The 16,217-nt window shown below is 66.3% G+C and carries 17 protein-coding genes; 1 reads left to right on the forward strand and 16 read right to left on the reverse strand.

The window, feature by feature from the left end; all coding sequences use genetic code 11:
* Positions 1 to 128: 128 nt before the first annotated feature.
* The 8 genes from HNP02_RS28855 to HNP02_RS28890 are packed head-to-tail and all read right to left on the reverse strand — an operon-like array spanning position 129 to position 7,413.
* Complete coding sequence (locus HNP02_RS28855; RefSeq protein ID WP_184444061.1) at positions 129 to 779, reverse strand: class II aldolase/adducin family protein; 651 nt, start codon at positions 777 to 779, stop codon at positions 129 to 131.
* A complete protein-coding gene (gene otnK / locus HNP02_RS28860; protein ID WP_184444062.1) occupies positions 776 to 2,032 on the reverse strand; it encodes a 3-oxo-tetronate kinase in 1,257 nt (418 codons plus the stop codon). Before otnK ends, HNP02_RS28855 begins: the two co-directional genes overlap by 4 nt.
* Complete coding sequence (locus tag HNP02_RS28865; protein ID WP_221318159.1) at positions 2,029 to 2,685, reverse strand: aspartate/glutamate racemase family protein; 657 nt, start codon at positions 2,683 to 2,685, stop codon at positions 2,029 to 2,031. Before HNP02_RS28865 ends, otnK begins: the two co-directional genes overlap by 4 nt.
* On the reverse strand, positions 2,682 to 3,617 hold the full coding sequence (locus tag HNP02_RS28870; RefSeq protein WP_184444063.1) for an SMP-30/gluconolactonase/LRE family protein: 936 nt from the start codon (positions 3,615 to 3,617) through the stop codon (positions 2,682 to 2,684). The genes HNP02_RS28865 and HNP02_RS28870 overlap by 4 nt, the downstream gene beginning before the upstream one ends.
* Positions 3,614 to 4,390, reverse strand: coding sequence for an HpcH/HpaI aldolase/citrate lyase family protein (locus HNP02_RS28875; RefSeq protein ID WP_184444064.1), 777 nt, complete (start codon positions 4,388 to 4,390; stop codon positions 3,614 to 3,616). The genes HNP02_RS28870 and HNP02_RS28875 overlap by 4 nt, the downstream gene beginning before the upstream one ends.
* A 13-nt stretch (positions 4,391 to 4,403) precedes the next feature.
* Positions 4,404 to 5,240, reverse strand: coding sequence for an IclR family transcriptional regulator (locus HNP02_RS28880; protein WP_221318160.1), 837 nt, complete (start codon positions 5,238 to 5,240; stop codon positions 4,404 to 4,406).
* Positions 5,237 to 5,986, reverse strand: a complete 750-nt coding sequence (locus tag HNP02_RS28885; protein WP_184444065.1) for an SDR family NAD(P)-dependent oxidoreductase — start codon at positions 5,984 to 5,986, stop codon at positions 5,237 to 5,239. Before HNP02_RS28885 ends, HNP02_RS28880 begins: the two co-directional genes overlap by 4 nt.
* Before the next feature lie 41 nt (positions 5,987 to 6,027).
* Positions 6,028 to 7,413 carry an MFS transporter gene (locus HNP02_RS28890; protein ID WP_184444066.1) on the reverse strand — a complete coding sequence of 462 codons (1,386 nt, stop codon included), beginning with the start codon at positions 7,411 to 7,413 and terminating at the stop codon, positions 6,028 to 6,030.
* Positions 7,414 to 7,688: 275 nt separating this feature from the next.
* Here HNP02_RS28890 and HNP02_RS28895 point away from each other — a divergent pair, with 275 nt between their 5' ends.
* Complete coding sequence (locus HNP02_RS28895) at positions 7,689 to 8,624, forward strand: SDR family NAD(P)-dependent oxidoreductase (protein WP_184444067.1); 936 nt, start codon at positions 7,689 to 7,691, stop codon at positions 8,622 to 8,624.
* Here the strand turns inward: HNP02_RS28895 and HNP02_RS28900 are convergent.
* From HNP02_RS28900 to HNP02_RS28935, 8 genes are read right to left on the reverse strand one after another with little or no spacing between them, the layout of a single operon-like run.
* Positions 8,621 to 9,715 (reverse strand): MSMEG_0565 family glycosyltransferase, encoded by a 1,095-nt coding sequence (locus tag HNP02_RS28900; RefSeq protein WP_184444212.1) that lies wholly within the window; start codon positions 9,713 to 9,715, stop codon positions 8,621 to 8,623. The genes HNP02_RS28895 and HNP02_RS28900 overlap by 4 nt on opposite strands.
* Before the next feature lie 32 nt (positions 9,716 to 9,747).
* Positions 9,748 to 10,572 carry a carbon-nitrogen hydrolase family protein gene (locus HNP02_RS28905; RefSeq protein WP_375373719.1) on the reverse strand — a complete coding sequence of 275 codons (825 nt, stop codon included), beginning with the start codon at positions 10,570 to 10,572 and terminating at the stop codon, positions 9,748 to 9,750.
* Between the two features lie 16 nt (positions 10,573 to 10,588).
* Positions 10,589 to 12,031, reverse strand: coding sequence for an MSMEG_0567/sll0787 family protein (locus HNP02_RS28910; protein ID WP_375373720.1), 1,443 nt, complete (start codon positions 12,029 to 12,031; stop codon positions 10,589 to 10,591).
* A gap of 2 nt (positions 12,032 to 12,033) precedes the next feature.
* On the reverse strand, positions 12,034 to 13,089 hold the full coding sequence (locus tag HNP02_RS28915; protein WP_184444069.1) for an MSMEG_0568 family radical SAM protein: 1,056 nt from the start codon (positions 13,087 to 13,089) through the stop codon (positions 12,034 to 12,036).
* Between the two features lie 12 nt (positions 13,090 to 13,101).
* Positions 13,102 to 14,385 (reverse strand): MSMEG_0569 family flavin-dependent oxidoreductase, encoded by a 1,284-nt coding sequence (locus HNP02_RS28920; RefSeq protein ID WP_184444070.1) that lies wholly within the window; start codon positions 14,383 to 14,385, stop codon positions 13,102 to 13,104.
* Positions 14,382 to 14,678, reverse strand: coding sequence for an MSMEG_0570 family nitrogen starvation response protein (locus HNP02_RS28925; RefSeq protein WP_184444071.1), 297 nt, complete (start codon positions 14,676 to 14,678; stop codon positions 14,382 to 14,384). The genes HNP02_RS28920 and HNP02_RS28925 overlap by 4 nt, the downstream gene beginning before the upstream one ends.
* Positions 14,671 to 15,564, reverse strand: coding sequence for a carbon-nitrogen hydrolase family protein (locus HNP02_RS28930; RefSeq protein WP_184444072.1), 894 nt, complete (start codon positions 15,562 to 15,564; stop codon positions 14,671 to 14,673). Before HNP02_RS28930 ends, HNP02_RS28925 begins: the two co-directional genes overlap by 8 nt.
* 10 nt (positions 15,565 to 15,574) lie before the next feature.
* Entirely contained in the window at positions 15,575 to 16,096 is a 522-nt protein-coding gene (locus HNP02_RS28935) for an MSMEG_0572/Sll0783 family nitrogen starvation response protein (RefSeq protein WP_184444073.1), read from the reverse strand.
* Positions 16,097 to 16,217 lie beyond the last annotated feature (121 nt).

Consider the following 16,217-nt stretch of genomic DNA (forward strand, 5'->3'; position numbering starts at 1 on the left):
TTGGCTCGTCATGTGCCCGATCTGGGGGTTTGCATCGTTGGCGTCATCGTCACCCGACACAAAGGTCGCCTGGCCCTCCGCGAACACGATCAACTTACGGGTCCGGCAAGGCCACGCAGCTCGGCTGATCACCAGGCGGCACGGAATCTTTCGGCCAGGTCCTTCATCGCGGCCGCTGGCAGCGAACTGGGGTGCAGTCGGTTCCACAGCAGTGCTGTCTCTTCGAGCTCTTCGAGCACCGCCATTGCCCGTAGTGGGGTGCCGTGCCAGACGTTCGGCCCGAGGCGTGCCAGGACGAGACTGCGCACGGGCCGGTGATCGCGGATGCGCCGGGCCACCAGCCTTCCCACGTGTTCGGCGGTCGCAGCACTCCCTGGCGCGGAGTAGTGAAGTACGGGCGTCGAGCCGACCTTCATCACCTGGTAGGGCGTGATGGGGGGCAGCAGATCGCCTTCCGGCTCGCGCTCCTCGAAGGACGCGGCTACCACCTCTCTGCTGTGGGTGTGGATGATGCACCGGGCGGAGTTGTCTGCGTCATATACGCTGCGGTGCAACGCTATTGCCTTACTCGCCGGTTCGCCGTCGACGTGCACGCCGTCGGGATCAACGAAGGCGAGCGCCGCGGGGTCGAGTTCGCCCAGGCAAGCGTCGGTGGGCGTGATCAGATAACCGTCGGCAAGCCTGACGCTGATGTTGCCCGTCGTGCCATGGACGTAACCACGCGTGAACAGAGATGCGCCGACCCTGCAGATTTCCGTTCGCGCCTCGTCGAGGTTCATTGCAGGGTCTCGAAGGCAGCGCGGAAGAAATCGGTCCGCCCGAAGTTGCCCGACTTGAGCGCGATGTGGACGCCACCCGCCGATGTCTCGCCCCACGCCCAGGCAACGCCTGGATCAATCTGAGGTCCCACGCGCAGAGACTGAATCCCAAGCGCCTCGACGCAGGCCCCCGATGTCTCTCCGCCCGCCACCACCAGACGCCGCACGCCGGCGTAGTCGACGAGCATTCGGGCCGCGCGCGCCAATGCGTGTTCCACCGCCTCGGCGGCGCGTCCACCGGAGATCTCCGCGGCGCGGGCCACGGCCTCCGGCGATGCGCTGGAGTAGAGCAATGGTGTTGCCCCAGAGTCGATCTGCCCATAGGCCCAGTGCAAGATCTCGTCGAGATGAGCGGGTCCGTCGAGGAGGGCATGTGGTTGGAGTGCTCGTTTGGGCCCCTCGTACGCCGCAACCTGCTGGTTCGTTGCCCGTGAGACACTGCCCGCGAGGACGGCGCCCGCACCAGCGGGCCCGGGAAGGTCGACCGCCGATGGGGAGAGTTCCAGCTGCCAGGCGGCGGGAAGGTGCTGTGCCAGACCAGATCCGCCCGTAACGACGGGGAGGTCGCGAGCCGCGACGGCCACCACGGCGAGATCGTCATCACAGATGGCGTCGACGACCACCAATCCGCCGCCGTCGGCGGCGATCCGGGCGAGCTCCTCGGCCACGGCGACGTGCCCCTGCCGGACGGTGTCGTGCGTTATCAGGGATACCCGGCGACGGGTCTGTGGGCGCAGCAGCCGAATGACGGAGGAGTCGGTCATCGGCGTGAGTGGATGGTGTCGCATGGAGGACTCGTCGAGAAGCTCGCCACCGACGAACAGGTGGCCTTGATAGACCGTTCGACCCGTCCCGGGAAATGTTGGGACGACGATGGTGATGTGTTCACCGAGCCGGTCCAGGACGGCATCGACGACCGGACCGATGTTGCCTGCGGGCGTGCTGTCGAAGGTCGAGCAGTACTTGACGTACGTGTTCGAGGCGCCGCGCTCGCGCAGCCAGTCCAGTGCGGCGGTCGAGTTGCGCACCGCATCGTCCACGGGCGCCGTACGCGATTTCAACGCCACCACGACTGCCTGCGCATCGCCGATGTCCGCGTCGGCGCCGGGCACGCCGTTGAGTTGTACGGTGCGGAGCCCGGCGCGGGCCAAGTTGTTGGCCAGGTCGAGCGCTCCGGTGAAGTCATCGGCGATGGCTCCGAGTGCGAGTCTCATGTGGCCGCTGCCAACCGGGCCCGAAGGGCCTCCATCAGGAGGCCGGGACTGGCGAGCACGTCGATGCCAAGCTGGTCAGCGAGCTTGGTTTGCAGGTGGGCCAAGGACGCCTGGGCCAGGACGATCACCTCGACACGCGGTGCGAGTTCCATGGCGGCCTGCTCGACGAGGCGGTCGTGTTGATCCTTGTCCCCTCGGTGTAGCGCGTCGTACGCCGCCGTGATCAGCATCGGCTCGATGACGACGTCGCCCCCGAGTGCGCGGGCGTGTTCGTGAAGCAGGTCGGTGCTGGCCGCCAAGGTGCTGGAGGCGGTGCACAGCAGTCCGATGACCGAACCGGTCTCCACGGCTAGTTGAGCCATCGGGTCATCGACCTTCACGATGGGGACGCCGAGTGTCCGTCGTGCGACGGCGACACCGGGTGATGTCGACGAGCACGTCATCACGATCAGGTCGGCACCCGTCGTCTCCGCCACGGCCAGCTGCGCGGTCAGTGCGTCGAAGACCACCTGCGGATCCTTGCCCCGCAACAGATCCTGCAGCAGTCCCTCGTTCAGAATGTGGAAAGCGTCCAGATCGGGAAGTTCCTCCGCCACCCGGGCCTTGAACATCTCCAGCACCCCGGTGACCGTGTGTACGAATGCGACTCTCACGATGCTCCGCGGGTGTTGACGTACAGCGCGTAGAGGGACGTGCCCGCAGCCATGAACAGCCGGTTGTTGAACCGACCCCCGAAGGCGACATTGGCACACCGTTCGGGAAGGCTGATGTGGCCGAGAGTCGTCCCCTCGGGGTCGAAGACCCGGACACCGTCGAGTTCGGCGGTACCCATCCCCCATCCGCACCAGAGGTTGCCATCCTCGTCGATGCACATTCCGTCCGGGATGCCGTCCTCGGCATCGATCAGGACCCTCTGGTTCGTCAATGCGCCGTCGCTCACGTCGTAGACGATGATGTTTCGGCGTGGGAGCGCTCGCGATTGCACGACGTACAGGAGCTTTTCGTCCGGCGAGAAGGCCAGGCCGTTCGGCGATCTGACATCGTCTGCGACACAGTCCACTTCGAGGGAATCCGAGTCGACCCGGTAGATGTTCGTCGGCAGTTCGGGATCTGCCCGGTGCCCCTCGTAGTCACCCGAGATTCCGAAGGCGGGGTCGGTGAACCACACCGAACCGTCCCGCGCGACGGTCACGTCGTTGGGGGAGTTCAACGGCTTGCCGTCGAAGGCGTCGGCGATCACGGTGACGCTGCCGTCGTATTCCGTCCGCGCCACACGGCGATTACCGTGCTCGCATGTCAACAGGCGGCCCCGTTGATCCCGGGCATTTCCGTTGGCGAACCGGGAAGGATGGCGGAACGTCGTCGTCTGGCTGGATGATTCGTCCCAGCGCAACAGGCGGTCATTGGGCACGTCACTCCAGATCAGGCATCGTTGATCGCCGAACCACACCGGTCCCTCCGACCATCTGCAACCGGTGGCGAGACGCTCCACCTTCGCGAGCACCACGACGTAGTCGGCGAAGCGCTGATCGAGGATTCGCACGGCTGGGTCGGGGAAGCGGTCGGCAGGACGCCAGTCGGTCACGACACCTCCCGGATTCGCAAGGTATCCATCACCATTGCTGCTCCGGTGTTGACGATCGACGTGTCGGTGGCGACACCGACCATCTCGATGCCCTGACGCATGCGATTCTTCGCTTCGGCACCGTTGAGCGTCAGGTATCCGCGGGGTTTGCCAAGGGACTGCAGCAAGCGAAACACTTCGTTGATCGCCTGCTGGACATCCGGATGCTGAGCATCCCCGAGGTGACCAAGGGACGCGGCAAGGTCTGCGGGTCCGATGAAGATGCCGTCGACCCCTGGGACGGCTGCGATTTCGGCAATGTTCTGCAGGGCGGTCGCGGTCTCGATCTGCACCAACAGGCAGATCTCGTCCGCTGCTCGGCGCAGATAGTCTGGGTACTGGCCGTAGCCTGCGGCGCGTGAACTGCCCGACACGCCGCGAAGCCCCTCGGGTGGGTAGCGGGTGTAACTGACCGCCGCGGCCGCTTCCTGCGCGGTGTCCACCGATGGGATCAGCAGGTTGCGCGCACCAGCGTCGAGGAGCCGTTTGATCTGGGTGCGATCCGACCATGCCGGCCTGACGACGGCACCGACGTCCTGCCCCTCGAGCACGCGCAATTGTTCGATGACGTCGGCCATCTCGCTGGGTGAGTGTTCGGTGTCGATGAGCACCCAATCGAATCCGAGCCCGCAGAGCAGTTCGACGAGTGTCGGACTGTTGAGGGTGGCGAACAGACCTACCTGCTGTTCGTGGGATAACAGTTTCTTCTTGAACATGTTGGAACGGTGGGGCATTGAGATCACCTTCCTAGGTGTGTGCCGTGAGCGGAATGTTGTCAAGGGAGTCTGAGAGCGCCTTTGACAGCTGTCCTGCAATCCGCAGGGTGAGTGGTGCGCCGATGTCGACGAGTTCGGCCATTGACATCCGGCTTGCCTCGACGGTGAGGCTGATTGCGGCGACTGGGACGCGATGGGAGTTGAAGACGGCGGCAGCGACCGTGCGGAGACCGTACGCGTTTTCGCCATCTGAGATCGCGTAACCCCGCTCCCGCACCTCGGCGCACCGTTGCAATAGATCGGGCAACTCCGTGAGTGTGCGTTCCGAGAGCTTCACTCGCTCACTGCTTTCAAGGGTCTGAATCTGGGTGCTCTCCGGAAGATGGGCGAGAATGACGTGGCCGAGTGCCGATGCGTATGCCTTCACCCGGCGCCCAGGACGGACGTCGATGTTGTGGTGGGCGAGCCCGCTGTCGACCCGTTGGAGATAGAGGATGTCGGAGCCCTCCAGCGTTCCGAGTGAAGCTGCGTCCGCGAAATCGGGTACGCATTCCTCGAGAAGCGGCTTGGCGTGATCCCACAAATCGTGGGAAGACAGGGCGTTGAAGCCCAGCTCGAGGCACTTCAGACTGAGCCGAAATCGCTTGGATGGCACACTGATCAGATAGCCGAGGTCGAGCAACGTGTTGAGCAGCCGGTAGGCGGTGCCGCGGTCGAGGTTGGCCGCCGCGGCGACCTCGCTGACCGACATGATCGGCGTGCTCGGCTGAAAGGCCGTCAAGACGGTGAATGCCTTGGCTACCGAATTGACGACGTTCTTGGGATTGCGGCCCTCCATCGCCGATGGCGAGCCCGTGGAGTTCCTCACGAGGCGAACACCTTGATCGTGGTGAGACCGCCGTCGACGGCGAGCACGGTTCCGACGATCGAGCGTGCACTCGGTCGACTGATGAAAAGGGCGGCATCGGCCACCTCGTTGGCGCCGACCATCGCACCGGTGGGTTGCCTGTGGTCGTACACCGCGCGCTGGGCCGCCGGATCGGGCGCCCGATCGATGAGTCGGTCGATCAACGGTGTATCGACGGTCCCCGGCGCCAGGCAGTTCACCCGAATCCCCTCGGCCACGAGGTCGGCCGCCATCGCCCGGCTCATGGCCTCGATGGCACCCTTGGTCCCGGCGTACAGCACTCGGTTCCGTAGCCCGGTGGTGGCCGTGCAGGACGACATGTTCAGAATGCTTGCCGCGGACGACTTCCGAAGAAGGGGCAGAGCAGCGCGTGCAGTGCGGATCATCCCGAGCACGTTGACGTCATAGACGTGCGCCCAATCCGATATCGATCCCTCCTCGACGGTCGCGGGGTAGCTGATACCGGCGTTGTTGATCAGGACGTCGAGTCGCCCGCCGGGACTGAGTTGGTTGACTGCGGACTCCACGTCGTCGTCGTCGGTGACGTCGACAGCGAGCGCCGTTGTCCCGGTCGGGGCACCGTGCGGATCCTTGTCCAGGACCCCCACGGTCGCACCCGCCGCGACGAAGGCCTTCGCGATCGCCCACCCGATGCCCGATCCACCGCCCGTCACGATCACGTGCATGCCATCGAATTCGTTGGTCATGGACTGCCTCCTTGAGTGTGGGTGGTCGGTGTCATCTCGAATTACGAATTGGCGGTGACGGTTTCGATCGACTTTCCAGTGTCCGGCTCGTAGGCCAGGCTCATCTGCTCGGCGCGATCGGCGGTCGTGAAGTCGCTGCGGCGTGTCGGTGCGATGGCGCCCTTGGCGAATGCGAGGCCGACGATCGCCACACCCTGCCAGAGGACGAGGAAGCCGATGACGTAACCCGCTCCTCCCCCGGCCAGCATGATGAGGCCCGACGCGACGAGCGGGGTCAGGCCGGACAGCGCCACACCGTTGAACTCGCGGGCCACGGAGATTCCGGTCTGCCGGAAGCGGGTCTCGAAGAGCTCGGCCAAGAACGCGCCCTGCGGACCGAACGTCGCGCCGAGACCGATGCCGTACGCGAGCGCCATCGCCAGGACTATCAGGGTGATGTTCCGGCTCTCGAGCATTGCGAAGAACGGGTAGGCGAACGCGATCATGAACACGCAGCCGGTGATCATCACACGCCGTCGCCCCACGATGTCGGAGAGCCAGCCAAAGAACGGGGTGCAGATCATGCCCGCAATCGCCGCGCAGACGAGGGCCCAGGTGGCAGTGTCGGTCGACATTCCGAGCGTGGCGACGATGAAGCCGGCCGCGAAGGTGTCGACCAGTGAACCCGTCGAGTTCAAACCCGAGATCGACAGAAAGCCCATGAACAGGTCGCGGGGGCGCTCCCGGAAGACTTGGAGGATGGGCATGTGCGGACGATCGCCCGCAGCCACCTCGGCGAGGAACGCCGGTGTTTCGCTGAGGCGGTTCCGGACGTAGACGGCGATCCCCAGGAACACGATGCTGATCAGGAACGGAATTCGCCAGCCCCAGGCGGCGAACTGTTCGTCAGTGGTCAACGCAGAGATGATGGCGAACGCGCCGGAGGCCAGGAGGAGACCACCCGAGGTCATCGCGCAGGTAATTGCGGTGAAGAATCCCCGACGCTTGACAGGCGCGTACTCGGCTACGAACGTGATGCCGCCCGCAAGCTCCGCACCGGCGCCGAATCCCTGGGCGATCAGCAGCAGTACCAACAAGATCGGCGCCCAGAACCCCGCTGTCGCATAGGTCGGCAGCACACCGATGAGGACCGTCGAGATGCCCATTAGTGACAGCGAGAACAGGAGAATCGGCTTACGCCCATACCTGTCTGCGAGGCTACCGAGCACCACGCCGCCAATTGGCCTTGCAAACGAGCCAACGGCATACCCGGCGAAGGCGGCGAGCGTTCCCGCCGCCGGGCTGAACGTCGGGAAGAACAGATCATTCAGGACGAGCCCGGCCACGATTCCGTACAGCGCGAAGCCATACCACTCGATCACCGTTCCCACGGCGGCGCCCATGGTGACGCGCCACATCTCCTGACTACTCAATGAATTGACGGACATCGCTCTGCTCCTGGTATGAGGATGACAGCCGCTCCTGACGGCGCGGCTGGGATGCGAGGAATGTCCGTCTCGCTGATCGGAATGCGAACACTCGTTCGGAATACCGATTACGGTCACCAGTGTGTGACGGACGCCACGTGTTGTCAAGTATTTGGCGGACGTCGGCGGCCTACGTCCGTGGGCCTAACTCGGGCGAATCGACCCGATCCGACCGCGGCCAGTTGTTCGACACGTTTACGGGAACACCCGACGGCCGCATTGTGTTGGCAACGGTCGTGAGCCATGACCTGATCACCACGCCATTTGGATTCGACTCGACCGCAGCGGAGGTGATCGCAGGCGTCGACCTCTCGGGCAAGCGCGCAATCGTCACCGGCGGCGCTTCAGGGATTGGTGTCGAGACCGCGCGAGCGCTGGCCGACGCCGGTGCGCACGTCACGCTGGCGGTGCGCGACACCGCCGCGGGCAGCCGGGTCGCCGGGGAGATCGGCGGCAAGGTGGACGTGGCGCCGCTCGACCTGAGCGCGCCCACGAGCATCGCCGCCTTCGTCGCGGCATGGTACGAGCCCCTGCACATCCTGGTCAACAACGCAGGCGTGATGGCCATCCAAGAGCTGACGCTGTCTGCCACCGGACACGAAATGCAGTTCGCCACCAATCATCTCGGCCACTTCGCGCTCGCCACCGGCCTGCACGATGCACTTGCCGCGGCGGGCGGCGCCCGCATCGTCTCGGTCAGCTCCAGCGGACACCTGCGGTCCCCGGTGATCTTCGACGACATCGACTACGCCTTCCGCGAGTACGACCCGTTCGGTGCGTACGGTCAGTCCAAGACGGCCAACGTGCTGTTCGCCGTCGATGCCAGCACCCGCTGGGCCGACGACGGCATCACCGCCAACGCCTTGATGCCCGGCGGAATCCTCACCGCGCTGCAACGGCACCTCGACCCGGACTACGGGAAGGAGGCCGAGGAGCGCTTCCGCAGGGCGGGCAGCCGGCTCAAGAACGCCGAGCAGGGCGCGGCCACCTCGACGCTGCTCGCCGCCTCTCCCCTACTCGACGGCGTTGGTGGCCGGTACTTCGAGGACTGCAACGAGGCGCCGGTGATACACCGCCGCGACGAGACGACCATCGCAGGCGTCGCACCGTATGCGCTCGACCCCGAGAACGCGGCCCGTCTCTGGGACCTGTCCGCAGAGCTGATTGGCTAGCGCGGCATCGGGTTTGACCGGTAGAACTCGACGTGACGCCGCGCGGAATCCTCCCAGGTGAGTGACGACGCCAGCGCGCGGCCCGGTTCCGGATCAGCACCGCGCTCCAGTGCATCGACGAGCGCCTCGGCGAACGCGGCCGGTGTGGAGGCATAGCGGACCGTGTCACCAAAGACCTCGTGCAGCACCGGCAGGTCCCGCGTCACGACGGGTCGACCCGCGGCCAATGCCTCCATGGCGGCCAGCCCGAATCCCTCCTTGGTCGAGGGAAAGGCGAAGGCCGCCGATGCGGCGACCAGGCTGGGTAACTCGTCGTCCTCGAGCGTGCCCAGAATGACGGGTTCGACGTCGAGATCGGCGCACTTCTGCTCGAAGGCGGCGCGATAGTCCCGGTAGTCGAACAGCGTCTCGCCGCCGGCGATGACCAGTCCGACGTCGGGAAGGCGCTGGCGCAGAAGGTGATACGCCTCGACCAGGTCGATGGTGCCCTTGCGGGGTTCGATCCCGCCGACGGCGAGCACGTACCTTCCCAGGCGTTGCCGCCAATCGTCACGCCGGTTTCGTGCCGACCGCGTGTCGGACGCCGCATCGATGAACCGTTGCGCGCGAACGCCGTTGGGGATGACGGTGGGATGCAGACCCCAGCCTGCGGCTACCTCGGCGGCCACGGCTGCCGACACGCAGATGCGGGCATACGGTTCGACGACGGCCTTCTCGTGGCACTCGGCCAGCACCGGGGTGGTGAACTCGTCGAGGTGGTGAATGGTGCGTATGCACCTACCCGCGGCGTTGGCGCTGATGCAGTCCTGGGCGTGCACGACGTCGTACTCGCCAGGGGTGAACTCCGAGCGCATGAGCGCTATCGACCGGACGATGCGGTCAGTCACCGACTCCTCGCCGCGGTCGGGGAAGTCGACCAGCCTGACCCGGACCGCCGGATCGACGTCGCGGAAGAAGCCGCGGTCACCCTTGCGGGCCAACGACCACACGGTCACCTCCACACCCGACGCCGCCAGCGCCTCGGCCAGGTTCAGCGTGTGCACCACCCCACCCCGGGGCTTCGTCGAATAGGTCAGGAGCGCGACGCGCAGCGGGGCGAGCGAAGCGACGGGAGATGTCACGGTCAACGCCGCGTCGTGATGCCGTAGACGTCTACCCGACGTTCGGCCAAGTGGTTCAACACCCTTCTGGCCCTGGCAATTTCGGCTTCGACGTCGACGGTGACCTTCGCCATTCCGCCCTTGGATCCGGTGTTCACCAGCACGTCACCGCCGGGACCCACCACCTTGGCCTGGCCAAGAAACCGCAAAGCCCCCATCACGCCCGTCTGATTCGACGACACCAGCACCACTTGATTCTCGGCGGCGCGGGCACAGTCGTAGAGGTCGAACAGGCGGGCCTGCCGGTCGGCGGGCAGTCTCGAGGCTCGGTCGGTCACGCTGGCCGGCCACGCCGACAGCGCCGCGATGATCTGTGCACCGTCCAGCGCCAGAGCGCGAGCGGATTCCGGGAACGTCTTGTCGTAGTCGATCAGCATGCCGAGCCGGCCGACCGGGGTGTCGAACGCCGCGAAGGCATCTCCGGCAAGATAGGCCAGCCCTTCGCCCGCCGGCTGATGGACCTTGCGGTGGTGACCGAGCACTCCGTCGCCCGAGACGCAGATCGCCGCGTTGTAGCGACCGTGGTGGGCCTCCTCGGCGTAGCCGAGGCACACCGTCATCGGCCCGGCAGCGGCGATCACCGCCGCGATCTCGGGCCCGTTCGGGTCCAGTGCCGACGGCCTGTCGTCGGGATCGGGCGCGCGCAGGTCACCGATGTAGCCGCCAAGGCACGCGTCGGGGAACACCAGGAGGTCGACGCCATCGCGTGCGGCGGACTCCACGATGCCGACCACCTTGGCGACCCCGCGATCGACGTCGCGGCCGAAGTTCGCCGCGACGGCCGCCATCGTGACCAAGGTCAACTCACGCCCTCCCCAGACCCGTCACACCGGGCGCCACCGCGGTCGTCGTGACGCCGTCCGGCCATCGCATCCGGACACCCGGATCAGTCGTCAGCCTGCCGCAGTCCGCGCTTGCCACTCCGTCGGGTACTGGTGTCGTACGGGCGTCTGCACGGTCGGCGGTGAGCATGGCGTAGCCAGGAAAGCACGTCAGCCACTGCCCCATGTCGGCTTTCGCCGGTCGCGGAATCCTGGCGACGTCGAGTTCGGCGCCGGCACCGCTGGCTTCGGCGAGCATGCCCGCGGTCCCAACGATGCCCGCCATGCTGACGTCCTTGGCCGCGCGCGGCCGCATCTGCCCCACCAGGGTTGCCAACCGCGCCAGGTCGGCGCCGTCGCGGGTGCTGCTGGAATCCCATTGGCGGCCATGGTGACCCGGCCGCCAGTCGCCGACCAGATCCGCAGTCAGGCGCAGGGTGTCTCCCGCCGATCCACCGCCTGCGCGGACGAGTTCGGTGGTGCGGCCGAACGCCGTCACCGCGAGCGATGCGGGGACGCCCAGCTGGGTGTGGCCACCGAGAACCGGGACCTGCCACGCGGCCGACGCCTTGGCGATCCCCCGCACGATGCGGGTGAGCAGCGACCTGGTCGGGGCGCCGATCGCATCCAAGAGACCCGTTGGTGTCGCGCCCATCGCCGTCAGATCGTTGACGTTGACCAACACCGAGCACCAGCCGGCCCACTCCGGATCACGTTCGACCATCGACGGGATGATGGCATCGCACGCGGCGACGAAGTCACTGCCGGGCAGCGGCACTCCGTCGTCGCCGACGAAGCCAGCGGGGCCGAGGCCGCCCTGGATCTCCCGCAGCGGCGCCAGCGCGTCGCCGAGGAACGACTTGGTGGCGTCGGCCAGGCGTTGCATCTGATGAAGCGGCCAGCGCATCGCGGCGTGTGGTTGGCCCGCGACCAGGCAATCGCCGTGGTTCTCCCACCCGAGCGAGCCGAACATCGCGGCGTAGCGCGCCTGTACCGTGGCATCGAAGCGCAGCACATCCGCGGACTCCGCGTGGGCGCACGCCGCCCGGATGAGTGCGGGGCCAACCCCCGAGGACCGTGCCGAGTCGACCGTGACCAGGCGGCTGCCCGTCCACCAGCCGATGTCCGGTTCGCACCGTGGCGCGAGTCGCACTCCGCCGAGGACCGTCCCGTCGGCGGCAGCGGCGACGAGGACCACCGTGCGTGGATCGTCGTCGATGTCGTCGGCGTCGCTGCTCGTGAACAGATGCTGCTCGCGCACGAACGCGTCGTGACGCAGCCTGCGGAATGCCGCGACGTCCGCGTCGCTCTCCGCACGATGGATGAGGAACGCCGGCGTCGAATGGGTGCGGGCGCCTGCCAGGATCGACAGCTCTTGCCTACGCCGGAGCTGTTGGGCCACTTCGGTTCTCGTCGTCTCCACGATGCTCACCCGCCCACGCTCTGCAGAATGCCGCAAGCACCGCACGCAGCGCAACCGGCCTTCTGTTCGGCGCCCGCCATACTTGCCAGCTGAAGGGCGTTGGCGACTTCGCGGGACACCTTCTCGACGATCGGGGCGTCGGGGGCCCGCGCTCCGTCGACGTCGACGGCCAGGGTGCCGGGATGCGGCCGGAACGGCACCACGAAGGGGTAGACCCCGATCTCGATGAGCTCGGCGGCGCCCGCGATGAGCTCATCGGGATCCTCGCCGAGTCCGACGAGCAGATACGTCGAGACTTGATTGCGTCCGAACACCCGGACCGCCTCGCGCCACGCGTCCCGGTACTGCGACAGCGGAACGGTCGCCTTGCCCGGCATCCATCGACGACGTACGTCATCGTCGAGGGATTCCACGTGAATGCCGATGGCGTCCGCACCCGCGTCGCGCAGTTCGGCGAGCACGGCCAGGTCGGTGGGTGGTTCGCACTGCACCTGGATGGGCAGTCCGGGCACCGCCGCCTTGACCGCCCGCACACAACGGGCCAGATGCCTGGCGCCGCGGTCACTTCCCGCGGAGGTGCCCGTGGTCATCACCATGTGCTCGATGCCGTCGAGCCGCACTGCCGCCTCGGCCACCTCCGCCAGTTCGGCAGGGCGCTTGACGGCGGTGGTGGCGCCCGACCGCAGCGACTCCTCGATCGAACAGAATCGGCAGCGCTGATCCTCCGCGTAACGGATGCAGGTCTGAACGACGGTGGTGGCGAGCACGTTCCGGCCGTGCAGCCGGGCGATCTTCTCGTATGACACGCCTTCCGCGGTCTGCAGATCGTAGAACCTGGGCCGGTCGATGACGCGAACGTCGAGCCCGGAATCCTCACCATCGAGGAGCACCTTGGCGCCGTCGAAGACGAAGGGGCTCAGCGGGTTGAGCGGGATGGCGGCGGCGCGGCCGTCGATCACCAGGTGGCCGTCGTCACTGGGACCCGCACCAGCGGTGCGGCTCACGGGCGGCCGGCCGCGAATACCCAACAGGGCGAGGTCGACTCGAGTGGAGACTGACATGGATTCTCCTCCTCAACGAGCCACGGCGAGCCGCGGCGCGGACTGGTGATGGAGATCGTCGATGATCGTTGTCGCAATGTGTTTGGCGTCGCGGTCGATGCCGAGGAAGCGGCCCGAACCCCAGGTGTGCATCCACGGGAGCCCAATGAACGTCAGGCCTTCGACTCCCGTGACACCGCGGTTCTGCATCGGCCGGCCTGCGCCGTCGAACGCACTCGCTTCGATCCACCGGTAATCGGGCCGGTAGCCGATCGCCCAGACGATGCTGGTGACTCCCTGGGCGGCGAGGTCCAATTCAGTGGTCTCGGCGTCGGGCTCCCAGACGGGGGTGTATCGGGTGGCCGGCGGCGCGGAGATGCCCTCGCGCTCGATGTGGGCGTCGATGTCCGCGCAGATCGAGTTGTACACGGAGTCGGCCTTGTCGAGCGCCTCACCCAATGACGGTTCGAAGGTCAGTGTCGCGTCCTTGCCGTTGCTCAGGGTGCCGTAAAGCCGCATTCCTTCTGCGGCGAAGCGACGCAGGTCGATGTCGCGTCCGCCGTCACGCCCGGTGACGTAGTGGTTGGTCTTCTCGATCGCCGCCTTCCCGCCGGGGTATTCGGGGGCAGGCTTCTCGTAGAGGCCCATGTCGGACAGCCACGTCATGCAGTCACGGCCACGGTAGAACCGCGCTACGCGTGGTGCACTGCCGACGGCGAGGTGCACCTGCCTGCCTGCCAGGTGCAGGTCCTCGGCGATCTGCGCACCGGACTGGCCGGTGCCAACAACCAGGACGGCACCATCCGGCAGCTGATCGGCGTTGCGGTACTGCTCGGAGTGGATCTGGCTGATCGAGGTGTCCAGCGACCCTGCGAACGGGGGCAGCACCGGAACGGGATATCCGCCGGTCGCGACCACCGCGTGATCACAGGTCAAGGACTCGTCGCCTGCTGCCGTCTGCAGCGTCAGTTCGAAACCGCCTGAAGCCAGCGGACGTAACCGCGTGACGCGGGTCTGGGTGAGCAGCGGGGGCGTGAAGGTGTGCAGCCAGCCGTCGAGCCAGTCCACGACGTCGTCTCTGGTCATGAAACCGTTGGGATCGTCACCCTCGTAGGCGTAGCCAGGCAACTTGCAGTGCCAATTCGGCGTGACCAGGGTGAAGTTGTCCCATCGGGTATCCGCCCAGGCATGCACGGGGGTCTGCGCCTCCAACACGACGTGATCGATGCCGGCCTCGCCGAGGTACCAGCTCACCGAGAGCCCAGCCTGGCCGCCGCCGATGACTGCGACTGTGACGTGTCCGGCGTCCGTACTCATGATGCCTCCAAACCCGGTCGCATGCCGACGATGCGGATCGTGGCGTTCGACGGGAATTCCGTTGCGGTCGACGAGATTTCTTCCTCGGTCCATGCCGCGGAGCTGCACGCGAAGCCGAACTTGGCCCGCACCCTGTCGCTCGCCTCGTGCAGCGCCTTTCCGGAACGCTCGAGGAAGTCCGCGACGGTGTAGTCCGTACCCGCGCTCAGGTAGTCGTGCATCACCAGGCTCGGCGAGTAGCACCGCTGCACCCGACCGTCTGGCCACTGCACGTCAAAGGTCATCTCAGGCATGGGTCAGCTCCTGCCATTGACTCGTGCCATCGGCATCCGTGACCGGGCCGTAGACGTCGGGCCTGCGGTCACGCAGGTGGAACATCCCGGCTCGCATGGCGCGGAACGTGCTGTCGATGTCGACGTCCGCGACGGCCATCCCGCTACCGAGAAGTGTTGTCGCCAACGTATTTCCACCCGGATCGACGACCTTGGCGTTGCCGACGTAGCGCAGGGATCCGAACGTTCCGCTCTGGTTCGACGCGATCCAGAACACCTGGTTGTCCAGTGCCCGCGCCGCATCGAACAGGTTGAACCGGTAGGTCCATCGATCGTCTTGCAGATTCTCCGCGGTGGCGGTGCGTGCCGCGGGCCACGCCGACAGGCTCGCGATGATCTGCGCGCCCTTCAGCGCCATGATCCGAGCGGCCTCGGGAAATGCCTTGTCGTAGCAGATCTGGAGTCCCACCCGGCCAACCGGAGTGTCGAACACGCCGTAGTCGGAACCAGCCGAGTAGGACATGCCTTCGCCGAGGGGCTGGTGCACCTTGCGGTACGTGCCGTAGACGGTGCCGCCGTCGAGGACGGCAGCCGCGTTGTAGCGGGTCTCGCCGTCGTCGTCGAGTTCGCAGAACCCGATAGCGACCACCAGATCGCCGGCGATCTGCTGGACCCTGGCGATCTCGGGGCCGTCGACGCGGATGGCGGGCGGCAGAGACTTGGACGTGGTCTTGACGGTGTCGCCGTGGTTGCCCAACGACGACAGGTAGCCACCGATGGCGGCTTCTGGCAGGACCATGAAGTCGACGCCCTCGTCACGCGCCTGTTGGGCCAGTGACTCGATGAGTGCGTAGTTCTGTTCCAGGTCGCGGGTGAAGTTGGCCGCTACCGCAGCGAGTTTGGTCATCGTGAATCGCCTAGACCATGTAGGTGGAGTTGATGATTGCGCCCTTTCGGGCGTAGTGAATGAGGGCGTCCTGCACGTCGAGTGGGTGCGCGGGAATCACGCCTTCGATCAGGTCTTCCTCGCGGCCGCCGTGCAGCGCCAAACCGAACCGGCAGCAGAACACGGTGCCGCCCTCGGAGATGAAGGTGCCAAGCGAGTCGTTGATGTTCTGCTCGCCGGGGAAGCCGGAGTCGCCGGTCTTGGGGAATCCGCGGGTGGCCAGGCAGTTGATGGCTCCCGGTCCGTAGAAGTAGATCGCCGATTCGTAGCCCTTGCGCAGCGCCCTGGTGGCCTGCAGTACTGCGACGAAGCTGACGGACGACTCGTGGGCGATGCCGTGTACCAGCGTGAAGTAGCTCTCGCCGTCCTCGGCCTGGTAGTCGGGGAAGATCTTCGTCCCGCCGTAGATGTTGGAGCCCTTTGGCAGAGCCGGATGCGGGATCTCGGCGAGCGAGGTCTTGATGTTCTCGGCGATTGAATCGTCAAACGTCATGGCGGACTCCGATTTTCAGCATTGGCGTGAAGGTTCTTGGCGACTCGGCGACGATGCCGGCTGGCCGGGAAGTTCGGCTTGAACCAATTACAGGAGCCACGTGTTTCCGATTGGTCATCAC

It is taken from the genome of Mycobacterium sp. AZCC_0083 (assembly GCF_014202335.1).
Lineage (GTDB): Bacteria > Actinomycetota > Actinomycetes > Mycobacteriales > Mycobacteriaceae > Mycobacterium.

Bases quoted from the DNA above. Each gene is read 5' to 3' on its own strand.
- HNP02_RS28920 (WP_184444070.1), bottom strand. From the start codon at position 14,385: ATGAGTACGGACGCCGGACACGTCACAGTCGCAGTCATCGGCGGCGGC.
- otnK (WP_184444062.1), bottom strand. From the start codon at position 2,032: ATGAGACTCGCACTCGGAGCCATCGCCGATGACTTCACCGGAGCGCTC.
- HNP02_RS28885 (WP_184444065.1), bottom strand. From the start codon at position 5,986: ATGACCAACGAATTCGATGGCATGCACGTGATCGTGACGGGCGGTGGA.
- HNP02_RS28935 (WP_184444073.1), bottom strand. From the start codon at position 16,096: ATGACGTTTGACGATTCAATCGCCGAGAACATCAAGACCTCGCTCGCC.
- HNP02_RS28925 (WP_184444071.1), bottom strand. From the start codon at position 14,678: ATGCCTGAGATGACCTTTGACGTGCAGTGGCCAGACGGTCGGGTGCAG.
- HNP02_RS28905 (WP_375373719.1), bottom strand. From the start codon at position 10,572: ATGGCGGCCGTCGCGGCGAACTTCGGCCGCGACGTCGATCGCGGGGTC.
- HNP02_RS28930 (WP_184444072.1), bottom strand. From the start codon at position 15,564: ATGACCAAACTCGCTGCGGTAGCGGCCAACTTCACCCGCGACCTGGAA.
- HNP02_RS28855 (WP_184444061.1), bottom strand. From the start codon at position 779: ATGAACCTCGACGAGGCGCGAACGGAAATCTGCAGGGTCGGCGCATCT.
- HNP02_RS28915 (WP_184444069.1), bottom strand. From the start codon at position 13,089: ATGTCAGTCTCCACTCGAGTCGACCTCGCCCTGTTGGGTATTCGCGGC.
- HNP02_RS28890 (WP_184444066.1), bottom strand. From the start codon at position 7,413: ATGTCCGTCAATTCATTGAGTAGTCAGGAGATGTGGCGCGTCACCATG.
- HNP02_RS28875 (WP_184444064.1), bottom strand. From the start codon at position 4,390: ATGCCCCACCGTTCCAACATGTTCAAGAAGAAACTGTTATCCCACGAA.